This window comes from Mesorhizobium sp. B2-4-7 (assembly GCF_006442685.1).
GTDB lineage: Bacteria > Pseudomonadota > Alphaproteobacteria > Rhizobiales > Rhizobiaceae > Mesorhizobium.
In genome coordinates this window covers 1-21,946 of record NZ_VFVH01000002.1, presented here as the reverse complement: position 1 = coordinate 21,946, position 21,946 = coordinate 1, and the positions used below count along the sequence as shown (strand labels likewise).

Genomic DNA, 21,946 nt, shown 5'->3' with positions numbered 1-21,946 from the left:
GAGCACGGCGAATCGCCCTCCAAAGGGCGATGGACCATTTGCACTATTCCGGGCTCCCGTTCGAAGCACAACGCGCTGCGTTTCTCGACATCCTGCTGTCGGATGCGCTCGTGCGCCAGGCGCTGGTATGTGCCCGCACGCTCGATCTTCCGGACTGGCTGGTGGTCTCCGGCGTGCTCTATAACTCGGTCTGGAACCATCTGACGGGGAAGCCGTCGGGTTATGGCATCAAGGATGTCGACCTGTTCTATTTCGACGATAGCGACCTGTCCTACGAGGCCGAGGACGCCGTCATCCGCCGGGCGGCGAAGCATTTCCAGGGGCTGCCCCTGCCGGTCGAGGTGCGCAACCAAGCGCGGGTGCATTTGTGGTACCCGCAGAAGTTCGGGCGGCCCTGTCCGCGCTACACGAGTTCGAGCGAGTCGGTCCGGTTTTTTGCGTCGAAGACACATGCGGTCGGGGTGCGATACGACGCGGATTGTCAACTGGAACTGCTGGCGCCGTTCGGTCTCGACGACGTCTTCTCATTCCGCGTCACGCCGAACCGGGCGATGGACAATCAGCGGACGCATGAGGCGAAGGGCCAGCGGGCGCGGGATTACTGGCCGGAGATTACGGTCGTGCCATGGTAGGAAATGTCGGCAGGACAGAGGGGGGTGCCTCGCGCGGACACCCGTGATCTTCTGTATCGCGCATCGCCACCCCACCCTGTCTTCGCTTCGCTGCGACAGCGAGCCGACCTCCGCACAGGGGAGGGTGAAAGCTCACCCATTCACCAGCGCCAGCAGCTCCTCTGTGTAGCGCTTGCCCATGACCTTATCAGGCGACAGTGCATCGCCGATGGTCTGTACCTCTGCGGCACTCAGCTCGATATCAGCCGCCGCCGTGTTCTGCTCCAGATGGCGGATCTTTCGGGCGCCCGGGATGGGGACAATGAAATCGTCCTGGTGCAGTACCCAGGCGAGCGCCAGCTGTGCCGAGGTCACTCCCTTTTCGGTCGCCAGTTTTTCCAGCGTGGCCACGACTTTGGCATTGGCTTCCATGGCGTCGGCCTGGAAGCGCGGCAAGGTGCGGCGCCAGTCGTCGTCATCAAGCGTTTCGGGCTTGGCGATCGTGCCGGTCAAGAGGCCACGGCCGAGCGGGCTATAGGGAACGAAACCGATGCCGAGTTCGCGGCAGACGGCGAACACCTCGTCTTCCGGGTCACGGCTCCACAGCGAATATTCGCTCTGGACGGCCGCGATCGGATGCACGGCATGCGCCCGGCGGATGGTGGCGGCACTCGCTTCCGAAAGGCCGAGCGCGCGCACCTTGCCCTCGCGCACCAGCTCGGCCATGGCGCCGACCGTGTCCTCGATCGGCACGTTCGGGTCGACGCGGTGCTGGTAATAGAGATCGATCACGTCGGTGCCCAGCCGCTTCAGTGACGCCTCTGCGACGGCCTTGACGTGTTTGGGGCGGCTGTCGACGCCCGCCATGCGATCGGTGCCGGTGCCTTCCTCCAGGATATTGAAGCCGAACTTGGTTGCGATCGTCACCTGATCGCGCACCGGCTTCAGCGCCTTGCCGAGCAGGATCTCGTTCTCGTAGGGCCCGTAGACCTCTGCCGTGTCGAAGAAATTGACGCCGATCTCGACGGCGCGGCGCAAGGTGGCGATCGCCTCGGCTTCCGGCTGGCCGCCATAGCCGAAGCTCATGCCCATGCAGCCGAGGCCGATCGGGAAAACTTCGAGTTCAGTACCGAGTTTGCGGGTTTTCATCACGCGTCTCCTTGTTGCGATGCCCAGGAAATAGCGCCTTGCCTTATGTTCGATAATCGGCTCATCTGTGCACGGGGCGTTCTCGAAAATAGATCAATGAACCGGGCACATCTTTCACAGCTTGCGGTGCTGGCAACTGTTGCCCAATGCGGCAGCTTTCGCGGCGCGGCCAGGGAACTGGCGATCGCCCCGTCGGCGGTCAGCCATGCCGTGTCCAGCCTTGAGGCGCGGCTTGGCGTGCGGCTGTTGGCACGCAGCACCCGCAGCGTTGCCCCGACCGAAGAGGGCGCGCGGTTGCTGGAACGATTGCGGCCGGCGCTGTCGGAGATCGACCTGGCACTGGAGGCGGCGGTCGAGGCGCGCGACCGGCCGGCCGGCAATCTGCGGCTGAGCGTGCCGCGCACGGCAGCCCATCTGGTGCTGACCCCGCGGCTCGGCGCCTTTGCCGCGGCTTATCCCGATATCGTGCTGGAGATCGTTATCGAGGACCGCTTCACGGACGTGGTGGAAGGCGGTTTCGATGCAGGCGTGCGGCTTGGCGAAAGCCTGCAACGCGACATGATCGCGGTGCGCATCGGGCCCGATATACGCGGCGCCGTGGTGGGCGCGCCCTCCTATTTCGACACCATGCCCAGGCCTCGCCATCCGCGTGACCTGTCCGATCATCGCTGCATCCGCTTCCGCTTCTCCAGCGGCATTCTCTACCGCTGGGAATTCGCCAGGGATGGCGAGGAGATCGAGATTGCCGCGCAAGGACCATTGATTCTCGACGAAGACCATCTGATCGCTCAGGCGGCGGTCGACGGGGCCGGGCTTGCCTTCGTCTTCGAGGATTATGTCCGCGAGCCGCTCCGCGATGGCCGGCTGGTTCGCGTGCTGGAGGATTGGTGTCCGTCCTTCGAGGGTTTCTTCGTCTACTATCCGAGTCGCCGCCAGATGCGGCCTGCGCTCAGGGCCTTCATCGATTTCTTCAGGGTGAGCGGATAGGCTGCCCTCTCCCTTGTGGGAGGGTGGAAGAAAGCCGACGCGACATTCGTTCACTTTCCATGCGAGCTTCGATCATAAATACCCCGACCCGCTACGGTTGGGCGGCAATCCTGCTTCATTGGCTGATCGGCCTTGCCTTCATCGGCCAGTTCGCGCTCGGTTTCGCGATGGTCCGCATCAGCAGCCAGCGCACGGCTTTCGAGCTCATCCAGCTGCACAAATCGCTGGGCTTCCTGCTGCTCGGCCTGATCATCCTGCGCATCGCCTGGCGGCTCGGCAATGCCGCGCCGGCCTTGCCATCCTCGGTCGGATCCCTGGAGCGCCGGGCGGCGCCGCTCGCTCACCTGGCGCTCTATGCCTTCCAGATCGCTTTGCCTCTGTCCGGCTGGGCGCTGGTTTCGGTCTCGACGCTGGAAATTCCAAGCATGCCGTTCAACCTGTTCGTGATGCCCAACCTGCCGCTCGCGGAATCCGATGCCGCCGAGAGTTTTTGGGCGGCAGCGCACTGGTACCTTGCCTATGCCGGCGCAGCACTTGTGGCGCTGCATGTCACGGCGGCACTGCGCCATCATTTCCGACTGAGGGACAATGTGCTTACACGCATCGTCACGCCTTCCTCAGGCGGGGAATAGAACGGGGTTCGGCCTCGTTTGTAAGCGAGGACGCGAAGAGCGTTGCCTCCGAAGAAGGAAATAATCTCATGTATGCGCGACTCCTCGGATCGGCGGCCCTTGCCGCTTGCCTTGCCGTGCCTGTCTGGGCAGCAGTTGTCCTCGATGATGCCGCCGGCAGTTACACGATCAGCCAGGCTGACTCCTCGATCCGCTTCACCATCGGCAAGGCCGGCGGCGGCGGTTTCGATGGTGCGTTTGCTCACTTCAAGGGCACGATCCGCATCGACAATGACGACGTCAGCCGCTCGAAGGTCAACCTTACCATTTTTCCCGAAAGCGTCGGCACCGGCCAGGGCCGCATCGACGCTTTCCTGCGTTCAGACGCCGTGTTCGATGCGGCCAACAGCCCCGAAATCCAGTTCCGCTCGACCAGCGTGACCCGCACCGGCGATACGACGGCGCTTGTCACCGGCCGGCTGACGGCGCGCGGCAAGACGTTTGCGGAAAAGTTCACCGCCGAGCTCGATGGCCTGAAGTCCGGCACGATCGGGTTCCACGTCACCGGCAAGGTGCTGCGGTCGCGCTACGGAATGGATGTCGGCACGCCGATCTATTCCAACGTCGTCGGTTTCGACATGAGGCTGACGGGGAAGAGGGGTTGAGCCATCGCTCCCCGCTCGTGGGGCGAGGAACTTGGCCCCCGCATTGGCTTTTGCCCCGATTTCAGGCAAACCTCCTCGCCTGTAATCGAGAGGAGAAGCCTGATGTTCCGATGGGGTGTGTTATCGACGGCCAAGATCGGTCGCGAGCAGCTTTTACCTGCGATCGTGGAGGCGGAAAATGGCGTGCTGTCCGCAATCGCCAGCCGCGATCAGTCGAAGGCCCGTGGGTTGGCCGATCGCTTCGGCGCGCCGCATGCTTTCGGTTCCTATGAGGAGTTGCTCGCCTCGAACGAGGTCGACGGCGTCTATATCCCGCTGCCGACATCGCAGCATGTCGAATGGACGGCCAAGGCCATTCAGGCGGGAAAACATGTGCTGGTCGAAAAGCCGTTGGCGCTCGACGCCAAGGACATTCCGCCGCTGATCAAGCTGCGCGATGCCAGCAAGGTGTTGGTCTGCGAAGCCTTCATGGTCGTCTACCATCCGCAATGGATCAAGGTGCGCGACCTGATCGCCAGCGGCGTCATCGGCCGGCTGCGCCATGTGCAGGGCGCGTTCTCCTATTACAATGTCGATCCCAACAACATGCGCAACCAACTCGACCTTGGCGGCGGCGCGCTGCCCGACATCGGCGTCTACCCGACCGTGTCGACGCGCTTTTCCACCGGCAAGGAGCCGCTGCGCGTGCAGGCGACGATCGAGCGCGACAAAAAATTCGGCACCGACATCTATTCCTCGATCCGCGCCGATTTCGGCGACTTCGAACTGTCCTTCTATCTCTCGACCCAGATGGCCGCGCGCCAGGTGATGGTGTTCCATGGCGAGAACGGGTTCATCGAGGTGTTCTCGCCGTTCAATGCCGGGCTCTACGATCACCACCGCGTCGAGTTGCACAATCAGAACCACACGGAGGCGCAGGTGTTCCGCTTTCCCGGTACGCAGCAGTACCGGCTCGAGGTCGAGACCTTCGCGCGGGCGGCCCAGGGCGGTAAGGAGCGCGTCTTCACGCTGGAGGAATCCGTGCTCAACCAGAAGGTCATCGACGCCATCTTCCGCGCCGGCGGCAAGGATGGCTGGGAGGCGGTCTGACCATCATTGATATATTCCGGTTCGAGATTCATACGGTAGCCAGCTAACGGGAGGGGAAATTGGCTGACGACGCGGATGTCATCATTGTCGGCGCCGGCCTTGCCGGGCTGGTCGCCGCCGCCGAACTGGCCGAGGCCGGCAAGAAGATCGTCATCGTCGACCAGGAACCGGAGCAGTCGCTGGGCGGCCAGGCCTTCTGGTCGTTCGGCGGTCTGTTCCTCGTCGATTCGCCCGAGCAGCGGCGCATGCGCATCCGCGATTCGCACGAGCTGGCGCTCGAGGACTGGCTGGGCACCGCCGCTTTCGACCGGCCGGAGGATCACTGGCCGCGCAAATGGGCCGAGGCCTACGTCGGCTTCGCCGCCGGCGAGAAGCGCTCCTGGCTGCTGGAGCGCGGGATGAAATTCTTTCCCGTGGTCGGATGGGCCGAGCGCGGCGGCGGCAATGCCATTGGCCATGGCAATTCCGTGCCCCGCTTTCACATCACCTGGGGCACCGGTCCCGGCGTGCTCGAGCCCTTCGTGCTGCGCGTCCGCGAAGCCGAGAAGAAGGGACTGATCCGCTTCAAGTTCCGCCACCGCGTCAACGAATTGATCCGCACCGGCACGAGGATCGACGGGGTGCGCGGCGACATCCTGCAACCAAGCACCGTCGAGCGCGGCCACAAGAGTTCGCGTGAGATATCAGGTGATTTCGAGGTTCATGCGCAGGCCGTGATCGTCGCCTCCGGCGGCATCGGCGGCAACCACCAGCTGGTCCGGGAAAACTGGCCGAAGCGTCTGGGCGCGGCGCCGAAGTGCATGATCACCGGCGTGCCCGACCATGTCGACGGCCGCATGCTGGCGATCACGGAACAGGCCGGCGGCAGCGTCATCAATCGCGACCGCATGTGGCACTATGTCGAGGGCATCAGGAACTGGGCGCCGATCTGGACCGATCATGCCATCCGCATCCTGCCCGGTCCGTCGTCGCTGTGGCTCGACGCCAGGGGCAAGCGCCTGCCGGTGCCGCTTTACCCCGGTTTCGACACGCTCGGCACGCTCAGCCACATCATGAGCACCGGCTTCGACTATTCCTGGTTCATCCTGACCAAAAAAATCATCCAGAAGGAGTTCGCGCTCTCGGGCTCCGAGCAGAACCCGGACCTGACCGGCAAGAGCTGGCGCCAGGTGCTCGGCCGCGCCACGTCGGGCATTCCGGGCCCGGTCAAGGCGTTCATGGAGAAGGGCGAGGATTTCATCATCGAGGCCGAACTGCCCGATCTGGTGGCGCGCATGAACAAGCTGGCCGGCGGCGAACCGCTGCTCGACCTCGCCCATGTCGAGCGCGAGATCCGCGCCCGCGACCGGCAACTCGACAATCCCTTCTCCAAGGACATGCAGGTCACCGCGCTGCGCGGAGCGCGGGCCTATCTCGGCGACCGGCTGATCCGCACGGCCAGGCCGCACAAGATGCTCGATCCCGCGAACGGCCCGCTGATCGCGGTTCGCCTCAACATCCTGACCCGCAAGACGCTGGGTGGCCTGCAGACCGATCTCGAAAGCCGCGTGCTGGGGAGCGATGGCGAGCCGGTTCAGGGCCTCTATGCGGTCGGCGAAGCCGCCGGTTTCGGCGGCGGCGGCGTGCATGGCTATGCGGCGCTCGAAGGCACGTTCCTGGGCGGCTGTATCTTCTCCGGCCGCAGCGCCGGCCGGGCGGCGGCTCGTTCGGTAGGCTGAGCGCCGAACGGCTTGGCAGTCGCTGGGTTGATCATCTTCTGTCGATTGTCATGCGAGGAGGCCCTCACCAGATCCACTCGCTTTTGCCGAGCGCCGACACCGCCTCGACGATGCGGGTAAAGCTGGCGCGGGCGCGGCCGACCGTGTGCCTCGCCCTGAGATAGCCGTGCACAAGCCCTTTTTCCTCGAACCAAGTGGCCCGCCCGCCGCCCGCCACGATGCGGTCGCGATAGGCCTCGCCGTCCGACGACAGCGGATCGCACTCGGCGGTGATCAGCACGGTCGGCGGCAGGTTGGCGAAATCGGCGTCGGCCAGCGGCTGAAGCGTGATGTCGCCGGTCTGGTCCACGCCGCCGGTACGGATGTGCTTGTAGAATTCGAGGTCGCGCGTGGTCAGCATAGGCGCTTCGGCATGCTTCAGATAGGAGCCACGCGAACGGTCGCCGCCGAGCCCGGGATAGATCAGCACCTGCCCGATCGGTTTCTTCGCATGGCCGCGCGTCGCATGGCTGACCGCGGCGCAGAGATTGCCGCCGGCGCTGTCGCCGCAGAGCAGGACGGGATGATCGCGGGTGGCTGCCGCCCACTCGAAGGCGTTCATCGCGTCGTCAAACGCGGCCGGATGCAGATGCTCCGGCGCCAGCCGGTAGTCGACCGAAACGACGTCATAACCGGTGCGGCCGCAAAGCTCGGCGCAAACGTCGTCATGGCTGCCGAGCCCGCCAAGGATGAACCCGCCGCCGTGGCAATAGAGCACCGTCGCCGCTGTCTGCGGGGCGCTGCGATAGATGCGGATCGGGATATTGCACGCCTGTGCGGCAATAGCGGTGGTCTCCGCTGTCACCCCCTCGGGATAGCCGGCAAAGAACTCCCGGCACATGCGGTCGTAGATCTCGCGCTGTTCGGCAATCGTGTAGTCGATCGTATCCGGCGGGTAATAGGAATTGGTCCGCTCGATGAAGGCCCGGGTCTCGGCATCGATGAGTTTGCTGTAGTCGGTCATGGCCGCGCCGACTGTGAACGGCGAGCCCAGGCACCCCCCTCTGTCCTGCCGGACATCTCCCCCGCAAGGGGGGAGATTGGCAGTTCAATCGACATCGCCCTCCTTGCAGCGTTGACGATTGGCGAAAGCGGAAATGACATCCAATCTCCCCCCTTGCGGGGGAGATGGCCGGCAGGCCAGAGGGGGGTGCCTCGCGCCGTCATCTCTGGCATTGCTTTACTTCCCCTTCCACACCGGTTCCCGCTTCTCCGCAAAAGCCCGGAACCCTTCCATATTGTCCTCGGAACCGTACAGCGCATCGACCGTCGGCAACTGCCGGCGCGTCACCCTGTTCATCGCGTCCTGGAAAGTCAGCGCTTCGGCCACCCGCGCGGTTTCCTTGATCGCGGCGAAGACAAGCGGCGGGCCGCTGGCGAGCAGGCGGGCGATCTCCCAGACGCGGTCCTCCAGCTTCTCCTTCGGCAGCACCTCGTTGACCAGGCCCCAGCGATGCGCCTCGGCAACGTCCATCCAGCGGCCAGTGAGCAAAAGGTCCATGGCGACATGATAGGGAATGCGCTTCGGCAGCTTGATGGTCGCGGCGTCGGCAAGCGTGCCGGCGCGGATCTCGGGCAATGCGAAGGAGGAGTGATCGGAGGCGTAGATGAGATCGCAGGACAGCGCCAGCTCGAAGCCGCCCCCCACTGCCATGCCGTTTACGCAGGCGATGACAGGCTTGTTCAAGTCGCGCAGTTCCTGCAGCCCGGCAAAGCCGCCGACGCCATAGTCGCCGTCGACGGCGTCGCCGCCGGCGGCGGCCTTCAGGTCCCAGCCGGCGCAGAAGAACTTGTCGCCGGCGGTCTTGACGATGGCGACGCGCAAGCCGGGGTCGTCGCGAAACGCCTTGAAGGTCTCGCCCATCAGCCGAGAGGTCTTCAGGTCGATGGCGTTGGCCTTGGGCCGATCGAGCGTGACCTCGAGGATCGAGCCTTCACGGCGGGTCGAAATGACGTCAGGCATTCTTGTTCTCTCCCAGCACCAAAAGCGCATCGGCGATCCAGGCGCCCTTGCCCTCGCTGCAGACGATCAGCGGATTGATGTCGAGTTCCTCGATCTCGCCGGCATTCGTCTGCACGAAGGCAGCAATGCCCGCGATGGCGTCGATGGCAGCTTGGACGTCGGCCTTCGGCCGACCGCGATAGCCTTCGAGCAGCGGGAACAGTTTGAGACCGCGAAGTGCTGCCTCGATGTCGTCGCGGGTCGCCGGCAGCATCAAGGTGACGCTGTCGCGCAGCAATTCGACCAGCACGCCGCCGGTGCCCAGCGTCATGACAGCGCCGAACATCGGATCGCGGGTGAAGCCGACGATCAGCTCGGCGACGCCGTCGCGCACCATGCGCTCGACATAAAGGCCGGTGCCGAGCGGCAAAAGGTGGTGCGCGGCGGTGCTGACGGATTCGGCGTCCCTGAGGTTGAGCCTGACGGCGCCGACCTCGGATTTGTGGGTGACGCCTAGCGCCTTCAGCGCCACGGGGAAGCCGAGCGCCATGGACGAGATCACCGCCTCGACGGCACTGTCGGCGCGCTCGCCCTTGGGCACCGGCAGCCCGGCCTTGATCAGCCGCGCCTTGGCTTGCGCCTCGTCAGGCGTGACATGCTCGCCGCCGGCAGCGCCGGAAGCGGAGGTGTCGACCGGCTGCGCCTGCGGCTCGCGCCAGGCCCAGCCGATGAAGGCGGCCGCCTGGGCGGCATCCATCGCTTCGGAAATGCCGAACAGCGGCACCATGCCCCGCGCCATCAGCTCGGCGGTGTATTCCTCGGGCAGGTTCTCGGGCAGCGACGAGACGATCGCGCCATGCGCCTTGTTGGTCTTGAGCGCCGATTCGAAGGCGCGCAGCGTCGCCCACCAGTCGGTCACCGAGCAGCGGTCCGGGCGCGGGAAGTCGAGCACCAGCATGTTGAGGTCGAAGCCGCCCGACACCATGGCGGTGAAGGTGGCGGTCATCGCCGGCTCGTTGTTCCAGATGAAGGTGTGGTAGTCCAATGGATTGGCGACCGCGACCAGCGGCCCGAGCGTCGACTTGACGTGGGCACGGTGTTCTTCCGTCAGCACCGGGAAGTTGACCCAGCGGCCTTCGGCGCTGTCGGCCATGACCGAAGCCTCGCCGCCCGAACAGCTCATCGATGACAGGCTGTAGCCGGGCAGCGGACCGGTGACATGCAGCAGCTTCAGCGCCTCGATGAAGGCGGGGATGGAATCGACGCGCGCGATGCCGAGCCGTTTCAGGAAGGCCCCGGACGCTGCGTCCGAGCCGGCGAGCGACGCGGTGTGCGAGACGGTCGCTTGCCTGGCCTGTTCGGAGCGGCCGACCTTCATGGCGATGATCGGCTTTTTCAATTCCCTCGCCCGTGCCGCCAGCCGCTCGAAGCCGGCTACCGAATCGAAAGCCTCGATGTGCAGGCCGAGCGAGCTGACGCGCTCGTCCTCGATCAGGCCGAGCGCCATTTCGGAGAGGCCGGTCTGCGCCTGGTTGCCGGCGGTCATCAGGAAGGCGATCGGCAGGCCGCGCTTCTGCATCGTCATGTTGATGGCGATGTTGGACGACTGGGTAATGATGGCCACCCCTTTGCCGCCGTCGGCCAATCTTATGCCGCCATGCTGGTCGGGCCACAAAAGCGCGCCGTCGGCATAGTTGATCAGGCCGTAACAGTTCGGCCCGATGATCGGCATCTCGCCGGCGGCGGCGACGAGTTCGGCCTGCAGGCGCTCGCCATCCGCGTCATAGGCTTCGGTTTCGAGGAAACCGGCGGCAAAGCAGACGGCCCCGCCGGCGCCGCGTTCGGCCAGGGCCTTGATCACGTCGATGGTCAGGTGTCGGTTGACGCCGACAAAGGCGGCGTCCGGCGCGCCGGGCAGATCGGCGATCGAACGATAGGCCTTGCGGCCGGCGACCTCTTCCTTGCTCGGGTGCACCGGCCAGATCTCGCCGGCAAAGCCCATCTTGATCGACTGTGCCACGACCGCGGCGGCCTGCGCGCCGCCGAACACGGCGATCGATTTAGGGCGCAGAAGGCGTTCAAGTTTGTGCATGGATCAGGCCCCGAACGGGCGCAGCAGCGCCCGCGAAATGATGTGGCGCTGGATTTCCGACGTGCCTTCCCAGATGCGCTCGACCCGGGCGTCGCGCCAGATGCGCTCCAGCGGCAGGTCGTCCATCAGCCCCATGCCGCCATGGATCTGGATCGCTTCGTCGGCGACGTAAGCCAGCATTTCTGTGGCCTTCAGCTTGGCCATGGCCATGTCCTGGTCGGTGACGGTGCCCTGATCGTACTTCCAGCCGGCTTCGAACACCATCAGGTCCGCGGCCTTGAGTTCGGTTGCCATGTCGGCGAGCTTGAACGACACGCCCTGGAACTTGCCGATCTGCTGGCCGAATTGCTGACGCTGCGCGGCGTACTCGACCGCATGGCCAAGCGCCCGCTCGGCACGGCCGAGGCAGGTGGCGCCGACCTGCAGGCGGGTGGCGCCGAGCCAGGAATTGGCGACGTCGAAACCCTTGTGGACTTCACCCAACACCTGGCTTGCCGGAAGGCGGCAATCGTCGAATTCGAGGATGGCGTTGGTGTAGCCGCGATGCGAGACGTTGCGGTAGCCGTCGCGCACCGTGAAGCCCTTGGTGCCCTTGTCGACGAAGAAGGCGGTGATCTTCTTGCGTTTGCCGCGCGGCGAATCCTCTTCGCCCGAGGCCATGAAGACAATGGCAAAGTCGGCGAGGTCGGCGTGGGAGATAAAGTGCTTGGTGCCGTTCAATACCCAGTCGTCGCCGTCCTGCACGGCGGTCGCCTTCATGCCGCGCAGATCGGAGCCGGCGCCCGGCTCGGTCATCGCCAGGCAATCCCATTTCTCGCCACGGATGCACGGGAACAGATATTTTTCGCGCTGCTCCGGCGTGCCGGCCAAAAGGATGTTGGAGGGGCGCGCGACGCAGGTCCAGTGCAGCGCGTAGTTGGCGCGGCCGAGTTCCTTCTCGTAAAGCAGCCAGGTCACCGTATCGAGCCCCGCGCCGCCGACATCGGCCGGCATGTTGGCGGCATAGAGACCGGCTTCGATCGCCTTGGCCTTCAGCTCCTCGATCAGTTCGCGGCGCAGCACGCCGGTGCGCTCGACCTCGCGCTCATGCGGGTAAAGCTCATTCTCGACGAAGGCGCGCGTCGTCTCGACAATGAGCTTCTGTTCCTCCGACAGACCGAAATCCATGGTCTCAGCCTTTCTTCTTTTTCTTCGGTTTTTCGGCTTTCTTCACCGGCTTCGATGCCTTCGCCTTCTCGGCCGCCTTGGAGGCGGCCGGCTTTTTCGCCGCCAGCTTGGCCAACTGCTTCGTATAGTCCCTGTGCAGGGCGCCGGCTCCCCAGCCCTTGCCCTTGTTCTGCTTCGAGAGCGCATCCATGATGGCGACCAGATTGTCGTCGCGGATCTTTTCCAGTTCGCGGATCGACAGGCCATGCGCCTGGTCGTCCGACTGCGTGGCGATCAGGTCGACCAGCTCGTCGTTGAACTCCGGTACGTCCATCAGCTTGGTCCACGGCCATTTCAGGCAGGGGCCGAACTGCGCCATGAAGTGGCGCATGCCGGCTTCGCCGCCGGCGACGCGATAGACCTGGAACATACCCATCTGCGCCCAGCGCAGGCCAAAGCCATAGCGCATGATGTCGTCCAGTTCCTCGACGGTGCAGATGCCGTCCTTGATCAGCCACAGCGCCTCGCGCCAGGCGGCTTCCAGCAGTCGGTCGCCGACGAAGGCCTCGATTTCCTTGCGGATGACGACAGGCTTCATGCCGATCGAGGCATAGATTTCCCGGGCAACCTCGATCGCCTCCGGAAAGGTCTGGTCGCCGCCGACGATCTCGACCAGCGGCAGGAGATAGACCGGGTTGAACGGGTGGCCGACGACCAGCCGCTCCGGATGCTTCTTCATCGCAATCTGCATGTCGGTCGGCTTGATGCCTGATGTGGACGAGCCGACGATGGCGTTGGCCGGCGCGTGAGTGTCGATCTCGGCCAGCACCTTGTGCTTGAGGTCGAGCCGTTCCGGCACGCTTTCCTGGATGAAATCGGCGTCGGCCACCGCGTCGGCAATGGTCTTGGCGAAGGTCAGTCTGCCTTCTTTCGGCAGGCCGCCCGGAACCATCTGCTTGTAGGCGCGGCGCGCGCCCCTCATCACTTCTGAGACCTTGCGCGAGGCCTCGGGATCGGGATCGAAGATCGACACGTCGATGCCGTTGAGGAGCAGCCGCGCCACCCAGCCGGCGCCGATGACACCGCCGCCGATGGCGGCCGCCTTGTTGATGATGCTCATTGTCAGGCTCCGGTTCTTTTGCTGGCTGTTTGTGGATCCGTCAGAGGCACGCGCTCGCCCGTACGGATCACCGATGGGTCGTAGGCCTTGCGGGCAAAGACTTCGAGCGCGAAGGGCCGGAAGAACTCGATCGGCAGCGTCTCGTAGTCGGGGTCGAAGCTCGACTGGTCCCAGCGTTCGCAAAACTGGTCGCAATCGTCGAAATAGGCATGGCCGGCGAAGCGGTCGCGCGCGTGGCGATTGCCGCCGAGATGATGGGCGTAATAAAGGCGCTGGAAATCGCCGTGCTTTTCCACCACCCAGGTGCATTGCTCGCGCACGAAGGGTTTCAGGATCGACGCGGCATATTCGTCGTGATTGTAGGGCGCGTAGATGTCGCCGATGTCGTGCAGCAGCGCGCAGGCGATCCAGTCGGTGTCGGCGCCATCACGCCAGGCGCGCGTCGCCGCCTGCAGCGAATGGCCGAGCCGGGTGATCTTGTAGCCCGACAGGCCCTCGTCGAGCTGCACCAGCGCGTCGAGCAGCCGCTCGCCGATCCTGGCTGCATAGTCGATCTCGTGCGCGGTCAGGAATTCGTAGTCTTCCCTGTCGCCATCCTTCATTGCGGTGAATTTGACGGTGGCCATCTGAAGCTCCCCTCTCTATGCCGCGATCGGCGGCCGCTTGGTGAGGTTGAGCTTCCTGCGCACTTCCTCCGGCCCCAGAATCCTGGCGCCGAGATTGGTGACGATGCTGGCGGCACGTTCGACCAGCTGCGCGTTGGTGGCAAGCACGCCCTTGTCGAGCCAGAGATTGTCTTCGAGACCGACGCGGACATTGCCGCCGGCCAGCACTGCGGCGGCGGCATAGGCCATCTGGTTGCGGCCGATCGAAAAGGCCGACCAGCTCCAGGTCGACGGCACGTTGTTGACCATGGCCATGAAGGTGTTGAGGTCGTCAGGCGCCCCCCATGGCACGCCCATGCAAAGCTGCACAAGCGCATCCGGCTTCAGAACCTGTTCCTCGACCAACTGCTTGGCGAACCACAGATGGCCGGTATCAAAGGCCTCGATCTCCGGCTTGACGCCGAGCGCGGTCATCATGCCGCCCATGGCGCGCAGCATGCCGGGTGTGTTGGTCATGACATAGTCGGCCTCGGCGAAGTTCATGGTGCCGCAGTCCAACGTGCAGATCTCCGGCAGGCACTGGCGCACATGCTCCATGCGGTTGGTGGCGCCGCCCATGTCGGTGCCCTTTTCATTCAGCGGCAGCGGCGCTTCGGGCGAGCCGAACACCATGTCTCCACCCATGCCGGCGGTAAGGTTCAGCACCACGTCGACGTCTGCCTCGCGGATGCGCTCGGTCACCTCGCGGTAGAGATGAACGTCGCGCCTGGGCTTGCCGGTCTCGGGATCGCGCACATGGCAATGCACGATCGCCGCCCCCGCCTTGGCCGCGTCGATGGCCGAATCGGCGATCTCTTTGGGCGAGCGCGGCACATGCGGGCTGCGGTCCTGCGTACCGCCGGACCCGGTCACGGCACAGGTAATGAAAACCTCACGGTTCATCGCAAGCGGCATGGAACTCTCCTCCCAGTCGAAACAGGCGCCAAGCATCGCCCGACTTGCCGAAAACTGCTTTGCGTTTTACGAAGCTTCCATGACTAAAGGCGAAAAACTGACGATCTTTCGCGCCGAGCGTCTGCCGCTCAAGGTGACGATGCTGGTGTTTTCCGGCTCGTCCATCATGTGCGTGGCCTCGGCGGTCGACCCGCTGCGCGCCGCCAACCGCATCTCCGGCGAGACATTGTTCGATTTCAAGCTGGTTTCCGTAACCGGCGAGGCGCCGGTCACCACTTGCGGCCTGCCAGTGGCGGTCAGCGGCCGCTTCGACGCGGCCGAGCCGACCGACGTTCTTGTCGTCGTCGCCGGTTTCGGCACGCAGAATTATGCGACGTCGGCTCTGCTCTCGGGCCTGCGCCGCGCCGCCCGTTCGGCGCGCGCCTGCGGCGGCGTCGAGGCCGGTACATGGCTGGTCGCGCGGGCCGGCTTGCTCGAAGGCCGCAGCGCCACCACCCATTGGGAAGACATGGAGGATTTCTCGTCGGCCTTTCCGGGCGTCGACGTCCGCCCGGACCGTTACGTCATCGACGGGCCGGTCTTCACCTCAGGCGGCGCCTCGCCCACCTTCGACCTGATGCTGCACCTGGTTCGCACCCGCCTCGGCATGGCCGTGGCGCTCGATGTGGCCAGCGTCTTCATCTACGATCAGGCCCGTGCGGCCACCGACGCTCAGCCCCTGGTCTCGCTCGGCCGGCTCGACGGCTATGACCCGCGCCTGGCGCAAGCCATCCGGCTGATGGAGGCGCATGTCGACCAGCCGTTGACGGTCGCCGCCGTGGCAAAGCGCGCCGGGGTTACGGCACGGACACTGGAGAGCATCTTCCGCAAGTCGATCGGCGAGACGCCCGGCGCCTACTATCTCAGGCTGCGCCTGGGTGCTGCGCGGCGGCTGGTGATCGACACCAGAGTGGCCATGGCCGACATTGCCGGGCGGACCGGATTTTCATCCGCCGCGGCATTTTCAAGGGCGTTTTCAAGAGCTTTCGGTGAAGCCCCGGTCAGGCTACGCCGGGGTTGATGTACATGTCATCCAAAGCATGCCCACGGGCTTGACCCGAGGGTGGGAAGCGGTTGATCAGGCAGCGTTCTGCCGGTCGCTGCCGCCGTCGATCTGCGAGCGCATCTGTCTTGCCAGATGGGTCTCGAAACGGCTGGCAACGGCGCGGTCCCATTCGTTGGAGCGGCGCGCACCATCCTTCGGATGCGGCATTGCCATCAGCCGGTCGATGATCGACCCGGCTTCGCCATTTGAGAGCAGGGCGTCGATTTCACGTTCGTTCTGCATATCGGTTCGCCTCCTTCTTCCTCTCCCGCCACGAGCACCTTCTTATAGGAGATTCGTGACGGCAGTTTGAAGGCAAGAGAGAGGCGATTGAGGGGCGTCAGTGGGCAAAACCTTGTCGTCGATTCCGCACTGGCGCAAAGCCCTTCACCCGGTCTCGGCGCCACCCTCGTCCGCCCGCCGGCACCTTTTCCGTTCAATGGCGAACAGGGCGGCAGGCAAATAAGCGCGACGCCGGGAACTTCTCCCCGCGAAGCGGCGTGGGTAAGCGGAGCGGCGGCTGAACGAGCCGCCGCCCGCCTTTCATCCCTTACACGTAGCGGTTGACGATGTTTTCCAGCAGTTCCTGACGGCCGGAGCGCGGCTGCGGTTCGATCTTCTTCTTCACCACGCGCTCGGCGATGTCCTCCAGCGTGCGCTTGCCGGCAAGCATCGCCTTGGCCTCGCCGCTGTTCCAGCCTGCGTAGCGCTCGGCGAGTGGAGCCGACAGCGCCTTGTCTTCGACCATCTTGGCGGCTGCCTTCAGGCCGCGCGCGCAGGCATCCATGCCGCCGATATGGCCGATCAGCAGGTCCTGCGGATCGAGCGACTGGCGGCGCAGCTTGGCGTCGAAATTGGTGCCGCCGGTCTTGAAGCCGCCCGCCTGCAGGACCTGGTAATAGGCCAGGGCCATCTCCGGCACATTGTTGGGGAACTGGTCGGTGTCCCAGCCCGACTGGTAGTCGTTGCGGTTCATGTCGATCGAGCCGAAGATGCCGAGCGCATTGGCCAACGCCAGCTCGTGCTCGAAGGAATGGCCGGCGAGGATGGCGTGGCCCTGCTCGATGTTGAGCTTGACCTCCTTCTCCAGGCCGAAGCGCTTGAGGAAGCCATAGACGGTCGCGACATCGTAGTCGTACTGGTGTTTTGTGGGTTCCTGCGGCTTCGGCTCGATCAGGATCGTGCCTTTGAAGCCGATTTTGTGCTTGTAGTCGACGACGAGGTTGAGGAAACGGCCGGCCTGCTCCTGCTCGCGGGCAAGGTCGGTGTTGAGCAGCGTCTCATAGCCCTCGCGTCCGCCCCAAAGCACATAGTTCTCGCCCTTCAGCCGCTTGGTGACGTCGATGCAGCTCTTCACCGTCGCCGCCGCATAGGCAAACACATCCGGATCGGGGTTTGTCGCGGCGCCCGACATGAAGCGGCGGTGCGAGAACAGGTTCGCCGTGCCCCACAAGAGCTTGACGCCAGTCTGCTTCATCTTGGTGGCGAAATAGTCCGCGATCTCGTCGAGGCGCGCGGAACTTTCCGAAAAATCCTTGCCTTCGGGCCGCACGTCGGCATCGTGGAAGCAGAAATAGGGCGCGCCGAGCAGCGAGAACATCTCGAAGGCGACGTCTGCTTTCAGTTTTGCCAGTTCCATCGTGTCGATGCCGCCGGCCTTGGGGAACCACGGCCGATCGAAGGTCTGGCCGCCGAACGGATCGCCGCCCGGCCAGGCGAAGGAATGCCAGTAGGCGACGGCGAAGCGCAGATGGTCTTCCAGCCGTTTGCCGGCCACCAGTTCGTCTGGGTTGTAGAACCGGTAAGCCAGCGGATTGGTCGAATCCGGCCCCTCATATTTGATTTTCTGGATGTCGCCGAAAAAGCCGCTGCTCATGGATTTCCTTCCTCTCCGAAATGGCTCCGCCTGATTACCTCAGGCGTAATTGGTTCCGTTCGTCCGTTGGGTGAAAAGGGTCATGTCAAAGCCAACGAAGGAGACAGATCATGACCGATCTCAACAAGATCGCCGAAAGCTACATCACCGCCTGGAACGAGAGCGACGCCGCGCGCCGTCAGGTGCTGCTCAAGGCGACTTTCACCGAAGACGTCAGCTATCGCGATCCCATCATGCAGGGCGACGGCCATGAAGGCGTCGCGGCGCTGATCGATGGCGTGCAGCAGCGCTTTGCCGGCTTCCGCTTCTCGCTGAAAGGCACACCGGACGGGTTTGCCGACAAAATCCGCTTTTCCTGGAACCTCGGCCCGGAGGGCACACCGTCCGTCATCGAAGGCACCGATATCGGCGTCATCGAGAACGGCCGCCTGAAGAGCATCACCGGCTTCCTCGACAAGGTGCCGGCGCAGTGAGGCTTCACGGCTAAGGTAGGCGCCAGGCGCCCCCCTCTGGCCTGCCGGCAATCTCCCCCTCAAGGGGGGAGATTGGCTGATTTTTATACCTTCGCCAACCTCCGGCCTTGCAAGGCTGGCGTAGCCGCCAAAGCTGCCGATCTTCCCCCTAGAGGGGGAGATGCCCGGCAGGGCAGAGGGGGGCGCGTGGCACCTGCTCACGCCGTTGCCGCCCTGATCGCCGGATAAAGCCCGCGGTAGCGCTGGTAGGCATCGGCAAATGCACCATCCAAGCCGGCATCCGGTTCGATCGTTGCATCGGTCCTCGGCGCCGTGCAGACATCGAGCGGATCAGTGTCCGTCGCTGCGATCAGGCCGAGCCGGGCGGCGCCGAAGGCGGCGCCGAAATCGCCGTCGGCGGGAATGTCGACAGGCAGCTGAAGCGCGGTGGCGATGGCCTTCAGCCAGTAGCGCGAGCGCGAGCCGCCGCCGATCGCCGTCACACGCATCAAGCTCGTGCCCGCAGTCTTCAACGCCTCGAGGCTGTCGCGAAAGGCGAAGGCCACGCCTTCCAGCACGGCCTGGGTCAGGACGGCGCGGCTCGATTCATGCGCCAGTCCGGTAAAGGAGCCGCGAATGACGGAATCATTGTGTGGCGTGCGCTCGCCCGAGAGATAGGGCAGGAAGGACACGCCGGTCGGCGCCTTCAGTGTATCGCCCAGTTCCGATGTCAACTCGCCTGCGCCCTTGCCGGTAATCTCGGACAGCCAATTGAGCGAATCGGTGGCCGACAGGATGACGCCCATCTGATGCCAGGTGTCAGGCAGCGCATGGCAGAAAGTGTGGACCGCGCTTGCCGGGTTGGGCAGATAGGAGGCATTGGCGGCAAACAGCACGCCTGACGTGCCCAGAGACACGAACGCATGGCCGGCACGGACCGTGCCCATGCCGCAGGCGGAAGCCGCATTGTCGCCGGCGCCGCCGGCAATCGGGATGCCGGCTTCGACGCCCCATTTCGACGCCAGCTCGCCGCGCAGCCCACCGGCCTTCTGCGTACCCTCGACCAGGGATGGCATGTGCTTTTCGTCGAGCGACGTGGCCGCGAGCAGGTCGGCGGACCAGCGCCGCTTCCCAACGTCGAGCCAGGAAGTGCCAGCCGAGTCCGACATTTCCGAAATATGTTCGCCGGTCAGCCACAGCCGCAGGAAATCCTTGGGCAGCAGCACCTTGGCCACTTTGGCGAAAATGGCGGGTTCGTTGTTCTTCACCCAGGCGAGCTTCGGCGCGGTGAAACCGGGAAAGACGATGTTGCCGGTCAGCTCGCGAAACCGCGGATCGGCGTCGAGCGCGGCTGCCTCGGCATGGCTGCGCGTATCGTTCCACAGAATGCAGGGGCGCAGCACCTTGTCAGAGGCATCGAGCAAGGTGGCGCCATGCATCTGACCGGACAGGCCAATGCCTTTCACCGCCGCGAACTGCCAGGGATGGGAGGCCTTCAGTTCGGCAATCGCGTCTTCGCAGGCGCGTAGCCAGTGGGCTGGATCCTGTTCGGACCAGCCGGGATGCGGCCGCGAAACGTCGAGCGCGCCATGGCCGGAACCGATGACGGTCTGTTCGGCATCGATCAGCAGCGCCTTGACGCCCGACGTGCCAAGGTCGAGGCCGACATACATGTTTTCCTCCCTTGCCATTATTTTTTTCGGAACTCGAAAAAATCTGGCCGAGGCAGTTTTTAAGCCAAGATCCGCCGCGGGTCAATTCTCTGACAATCGGCCGCGCATCACGAAAACAACGCCGACGGCGGGCTGTGTGGCCGCGCCAGCGTACGCGCCGCCACCAACACGCTTTGGAGGGTTGGCGAGACGCACGCCAAGCACCAATTCTGGCTCAATCAAAGCACAGCTCTGTCCGGCCCGTTTTCCAGTTCATCAACCATGACGGGCAGATTAGGCTTTGTAAAACGGAACGAATTGTGTCTTCATTGCGGCGTAGGGTGGGGGCTTGCAATCGCGAATCTTGGAGGGACGCGGTGCGGCGCTTTGAAAACAGGCTTCCGAATGGCGATTCGGAAGACATCGCTAAATTAGTTGTTCTGAAACGGCATATGCCGGTGATGTTTCTTCCTCGAATGCTTGGCGTTTTTGCCGCGACGTCGCTGGCGTTGCTGCCCAATTCCGCCGCCTTCGCCGCATGCCTGCTCGTTCCGACCGCCGGAAACGACACCTTCATCTGCGACAGCGGCGATTCGGGCGGCAGCCTCAACGATCTGAACGGCGACAACACGCTCACCTTTCCCGCCGGCGGCACCGGCCAGGTGAGCGGCAATGTCACCTTCGGCGTTGGTTCGGACCGCATCAACATGCAATCCGGTACCATCACCGGCACGGTCGACCAGGGCGGTGGCGCCGATTTCTTCACCATCGGCGCTGGCACCGTCATCGGCAATGTGCAGCAGGGCTCGGGCATAGACGACTTCAACATAAGCGGCGGCCAGATCGGTTCACTTAACCAGGGTGATGGCCTCGACACCTTCACCATGACGGACGGACGCATCGTCGATTTCTTCGACGACGGCGACCATGCGGTGATGACGGGCGGCCGCATCGGCCGCGTCAACATGAAGCTCGACCAGAACTACTTCAACATGTCCGGCGGCACCATCGACCGCAACCTGGTCACCGGCTTCGACAAGGACACGATCATCCTTTCGGGCGGCACGATCGGCGGCAACATCAGTGTCAGCGGCGGCAATGACAGCGTGACGATTACCGGCGGCACGGTCGGCGGCGACGTGCTGATGAGCTTCGGCGCCGACAGTTTCGTCTGGGACGGCGGCGGCATCATCTATGGCGCCGTCGACCTCGGCGCCGACAACGACACGGCAAAGCTGAGCAACCTGACCAATTCCAATATGGGCGGCGCCGACGCGCTGAATGGTGGCCTCGGCACCGACACGCTGAGTTTCGACAACGTCAAGCTCAAAGGCATCAGCCGGGTGCAGAACTGGGAGAGCATCGACGCCACCAACGACACCGAACTCACGCTGGACGGCAATCTGGTGCTGGGAGACAGCGGCACCGGCACGGGCTCGCTCAGCGTCGATGCGGCAAGCACGCTCTATGGCGGCGGCTTCAACGCGTCGATACAGGCCTTTACGGCGGGCCAGCTTGCGGACGTCGTCAATGCCGGCCGCATCGACCTGACCAATGGCAGTACAGGCGCGACGGATCGGCTGACGATTTCGGGCAATTACACCGGGCTTGGCGGCCTGCTGCTCATCCAGACGGAACTCGGCGATGATTCCTCGGCCTCGGACAGGCTGGTGCTGTCGGGCGGCACGGCTTCCGGCTCGACCGGCATCGGGGTGGTCAATGTCGGCGGCACGGGTGCCGAGACGACGCAGGACGGCATCATGGTCGTCCAGGCGGTCAATGGCGCCACCTCCAGCGCCAGCGCCTTCGCGCTCGACGCGCCGGTCGCGGCGGGCGCCTTCGAATATTATCTGTTCAAGGGTGGCGTCACCGCAGGCAGCGCGGAGAACTGGTATCTGCGCTCGTCGTTGATAACGCCGACATCGCCGGCCGCAGCGCCGCCGGGGATCGGACCGACGGCGGCGCCCGAGCCCGAACCTCCGGCAACCGAGCCGCCGCCGCCGCCTTCCCAACTGCCGCACGTGCCCGTGCCGTCCGAAGGCGACGTCAACAATCCGCCGGTCGATCCGACGCCGCCGGTGCAGGCCGGCGATCCGGAGCTCCAGCCCCCGCCACCCCCGCCGGCGGCACCGGCGGGGGTGGCGGGGGCTGGAG

General features: G+C 64.5%; 19 protein-coding genes and 1 pseudogene. 9 read left to right on the top strand and 11 right to left on the bottom strand.

All coding sequences use genetic code 11. The annotated features are described in order from the left end of the window. Positions 1 to 29: 29 nt before the first annotated feature. Complete coding sequence (locus FJ946_RS06715; protein ID WP_140563503.1) at positions 30 to 632, top strand: nucleotidyltransferase family protein; 603 nt, start codon at positions 30 to 32, stop codon at positions 630 to 632. A 132-nt stretch (positions 633 to 764) separates the two neighbouring features. Here the strand turns inward: FJ946_RS06715 and FJ946_RS06710 are convergent, their stop codons facing one another. Further along, the gene (locus FJ946_RS06710; RefSeq protein WP_140561802.1) at positions 765 to 1,760 is read right to left on the bottom strand and encodes an aldo/keto reductase; all 996 of its coding nucleotides are present in this window, start codon (positions 1,758 to 1,760) and stop codon (positions 765 to 767) included. A 96-nt stretch (positions 1,761 to 1,856) separates the two neighbouring features. Here FJ946_RS06710 and FJ946_RS06705 point away from each other — a divergent pair, with 96 nt between their 5' ends. The 5 genes from FJ946_RS06705 (at position 1,857) to FJ946_RS06685 (ending at position 6,830) form a co-directional block, all read left to right on the top strand. Then, positions 1,857 to 2,747, top strand: coding sequence for a LysR family transcriptional regulator (locus FJ946_RS06705; RefSeq protein ID WP_140563501.1), 891 nt, complete (start codon positions 1,857 to 1,859; stop codon positions 2,745 to 2,747). A 59-nt stretch (positions 2,748 to 2,806) separates the two neighbouring features. Beyond that, positions 2,807 to 3,379, top strand: a complete 573-nt coding sequence (locus tag FJ946_RS06700; protein ID WP_140517768.1) for a cytochrome b — start codon at positions 2,807 to 2,809, stop codon at positions 3,377 to 3,379. A gap of 68 nt (positions 3,380 to 3,447) precedes the next feature. Then, on the top strand, positions 3,448 to 4,023 hold the full coding sequence (locus FJ946_RS06695) for a YceI family protein (RefSeq protein ID WP_140491123.1): 576 nt from the start codon (positions 3,448 to 3,450) through the stop codon (positions 4,021 to 4,023). Positions 4,024 to 4,125: 102 nt separating this feature from the next. After that, positions 4,126 to 5,112 carry a Gfo/Idh/MocA family oxidoreductase gene (locus FJ946_RS06690; protein WP_140491121.1) on the top strand — a complete coding sequence of 329 codons (987 nt, stop codon included), beginning with the start codon at positions 4,126 to 4,128 and terminating at the stop codon, positions 5,110 to 5,112. 59 nt (positions 5,113 to 5,171) lie between these two features. Next, the gene (locus FJ946_RS06685; protein ID WP_140563499.1) at positions 5,172 to 6,830 is read left to right on the top strand and encodes an FAD-binding dehydrogenase; all 1,659 of its coding nucleotides are present in this window, start codon (positions 5,172 to 5,174) and stop codon (positions 6,828 to 6,830) included. Positions 6,831 to 6,894: 64 nt separating this feature from the next. Here FJ946_RS06685 and FJ946_RS06680 read toward each other — a convergent pair whose 3' ends face one another. From FJ946_RS06680 to FJ946_RS06645, 7 genes are all read right to left on the bottom strand, one after another. Continuing rightward, the gene (locus FJ946_RS06680) at positions 6,895 to 7,833 is read right to left on the bottom strand and encodes an alpha/beta hydrolase (protein WP_140563497.1); all 939 of its coding nucleotides are present in this window, start codon (positions 7,831 to 7,833) and stop codon (positions 6,895 to 6,897) included. Between the two features lie 216 nt (positions 7,834 to 8,049). Beyond that, positions 8,050 to 8,832: a carnitinyl-CoA dehydratase gene (locus tag FJ946_RS06670; protein ID WP_140563495.1), complete on the bottom strand. Its 783-nt coding sequence runs from the start codon at positions 8,830 to 8,832 to the stop codon at positions 8,050 to 8,052. Then, the gene (locus FJ946_RS06665) at positions 8,825 to 10,903 is read right to left on the bottom strand and encodes an acetate--CoA ligase family protein (protein WP_140563493.1); all 2,079 of its coding nucleotides are present in this window, start codon (positions 10,901 to 10,903) and stop codon (positions 8,825 to 8,827) included. Before FJ946_RS06665 ends, FJ946_RS06670 begins: the two co-directional genes overlap by 8 nt. A gap of 3 nt (positions 10,904 to 10,906) precedes the next feature. Beyond that, positions 10,907 to 12,070: an acyl-CoA dehydrogenase gene (locus FJ946_RS06660; protein WP_140491110.1), complete on the bottom strand. Its 1,164-nt coding sequence runs from the start codon at positions 12,068 to 12,070 to the stop codon at positions 10,907 to 10,909. Positions 12,071 to 12,074: 4 nt separating this feature from the next. Beyond that, positions 12,075 to 13,169 carry a carnitine 3-dehydrogenase gene (locus FJ946_RS06655; protein ID WP_140563491.1) on the bottom strand — a complete coding sequence of 365 codons (1,095 nt, stop codon included), beginning with the start codon at positions 13,167 to 13,169 and terminating at the stop codon, positions 12,075 to 12,077. A gap of 2 nt (positions 13,170 to 13,171) precedes the next feature. Next, positions 13,172 to 13,795 (bottom strand): HD domain-containing protein, encoded by a 624-nt coding sequence (locus FJ946_RS06650; RefSeq protein ID WP_140563489.1) that lies wholly within the window; start codon positions 13,793 to 13,795, stop codon positions 13,172 to 13,174. Between the two features lie 15 nt (positions 13,796 to 13,810). Next, positions 13,811 to 14,728: a 3-keto-5-aminohexanoate cleavage protein gene (locus tag FJ946_RS06645; RefSeq protein WP_140491102.1), complete on the bottom strand. Its 918-nt coding sequence runs from the start codon at positions 14,726 to 14,728 to the stop codon at positions 13,811 to 13,813. A gap of 79 nt (positions 14,729 to 14,807) precedes the next feature. Between FJ946_RS06645 and FJ946_RS06640 the strand changes: the two genes are divergently transcribed. Then, positions 14,808 to 15,788 carry a GlxA family transcriptional regulator gene (locus FJ946_RS06640; RefSeq protein WP_140491100.1) on the top strand — a complete coding sequence of 327 codons (981 nt, stop codon included), beginning with the start codon at positions 14,808 to 14,810 and terminating at the stop codon, positions 15,786 to 15,788. 57 nt (positions 15,789 to 15,845) lie between these two features. Here FJ946_RS06640 and FJ946_RS06635 read toward each other — a convergent pair whose 3' ends face one another. After that, a complete protein-coding gene (locus tag FJ946_RS06635; protein ID WP_140563487.1) occupies positions 15,846 to 16,055 on the bottom strand; it encodes a hypothetical protein in 210 nt (69 codons plus the stop codon). Between the two features lie 307 nt (positions 16,056 to 16,362). Beyond that, complete coding sequence (xylA, locus tag FJ946_RS06630) at positions 16,363 to 17,688, bottom strand: xylose isomerase (protein WP_140563486.1); 1,326 nt, start codon at positions 17,686 to 17,688, stop codon at positions 16,363 to 16,365. 110 nt (positions 17,689 to 17,798) lie between these two features. Here xylA and FJ946_RS06625 point away from each other — a divergent pair, with 110 nt between their 5' ends. Then, the gene (locus FJ946_RS06625) at positions 17,799 to 18,161 is read left to right on the top strand and encodes a nuclear transport factor 2 family protein (RefSeq protein WP_140563484.1); all 363 of its coding nucleotides are present in this window, start codon (positions 17,799 to 17,801) and stop codon (positions 18,159 to 18,161) included. Between the two features lie 197 nt (positions 18,162 to 18,358). Here FJ946_RS06625 and xylB read toward each other — a convergent pair whose 3' ends face one another. Next, positions 18,359 to 19,813: a xylulokinase gene (gene xylB / locus FJ946_RS06615; RefSeq protein WP_140563958.1), complete on the bottom strand. Its 1,455-nt coding sequence runs from the start codon at positions 19,811 to 19,813 to the stop codon at positions 18,359 to 18,361. A gap of 455 nt (positions 19,814 to 20,268) precedes the next feature. On the opposite strand from xylB, the pseudogene FJ946_RS06610 reads away from it, so the two are divergent. Then, positions 20,269 to 21,946: pseudogene (locus FJ946_RS06610) on the top strand (autotransporter outer membrane beta-barrel domain-containing protein); the annotation flags it as partial.

Excerpts from the sequence above, each read along its gene's own strand:
- FJ946_RS06680 (WP_140563497.1), bottom strand. The coding sequence starts at position 7,833 with ATGACCGACTACAGCAAACTCATCGATGCCGAGACCCGGGCCTTCATC.
- xylB (WP_140563958.1), bottom strand. The coding sequence starts at position 19,813 with ATGTATGTCGGCCTCGACCTTGGCACGTCGGGCGTCAAGGCGCTGCTG.
- FJ946_RS06645 (WP_140491102.1), bottom strand. The coding sequence starts at position 14,728 with ATGCCGCTTGCGATGAACCGTGAGGTTTTCATTACCTGTGCCGTGACC.
- FJ946_RS06690 (WP_140491121.1), top strand. The coding sequence starts at position 4,126 with ATGTTCCGATGGGGTGTGTTATCGACGGCCAAGATCGGTCGCGAGCAG.
- FJ946_RS06665 (WP_140563493.1), bottom strand. The coding sequence starts at position 10,903 with ATGCACAAACTTGAACGCCTTCTGCGCCCTAAATCGATCGCCGTGTTC.
- FJ946_RS06710 (WP_140561802.1), bottom strand. The coding sequence starts at position 1,760 with ATGAAAACCCGCAAACTCGGTACTGAACTCGAAGTTTTCCCGATCGGC.
- FJ946_RS06670 (WP_140563495.1), bottom strand. The coding sequence starts at position 8,832 with ATGCCTGACGTCATTTCGACCCGCCGTGAAGGCTCGATCCTCGAGGTC.
- FJ946_RS06635 (WP_140563487.1), bottom strand. The coding sequence starts at position 16,055 with ATGCAGAACGAACGTGAAATCGACGCCCTGCTCTCAAATGGCGAAGCC.
- FJ946_RS06625 (WP_140563484.1), top strand. The coding sequence starts at position 17,799 with ATGACCGATCTCAACAAGATCGCCGAAAGCTACATCACCGCCTGGAAC.
- FJ946_RS06695 (WP_140491123.1), top strand. The coding sequence starts at position 3,448 with ATGTATGCGCGACTCCTCGGATCGGCGGCCCTTGCCGCTTGCCTTGCC.
- FJ946_RS06705 (WP_140563501.1), top strand. The coding sequence starts at position 1,857 with ATGAACCGGGCACATCTTTCACAGCTTGCGGTGCTGGCAACTGTTGCC.
- FJ946_RS06660 (WP_140491110.1), bottom strand. The coding sequence starts at position 12,070 with ATGGATTTCGGTCTGTCGGAGGAACAGAAGCTCATTGTCGAGACGACG.
- FJ946_RS06640 (WP_140491100.1), top strand. The coding sequence starts at position 14,808 with ATGACTAAAGGCGAAAAACTGACGATCTTTCGCGCCGAGCGTCTGCCG.
- FJ946_RS06715 (WP_140563503.1), top strand. The coding sequence starts at position 30 with ATGGACCATTTGCACTATTCCGGGCTCCCGTTCGAAGCACAACGCGCT.
- FJ946_RS06655 (WP_140563491.1), bottom strand. The coding sequence starts at position 13,169 with ATGAGCATCATCAACAAGGCGGCCGCCATCGGCGGCGGTGTCATCGGC.
- FJ946_RS06650 (WP_140563489.1), bottom strand. The coding sequence starts at position 13,795 with ATGGCCACCGTCAAATTCACCGCAATGAAGGATGGCGACAGGGAAGAC.
- FJ946_RS06700 (WP_140517768.1), top strand. The coding sequence starts at position 2,807 with ATGCGAGCTTCGATCATAAATACCCCGACCCGCTACGGTTGGGCGGCA.
- xylA (WP_140563486.1), bottom strand. The coding sequence starts at position 17,688 with ATGAGCAGCGGCTTTTTCGGCGACATCCAGAAAATCAAATATGAGGGG.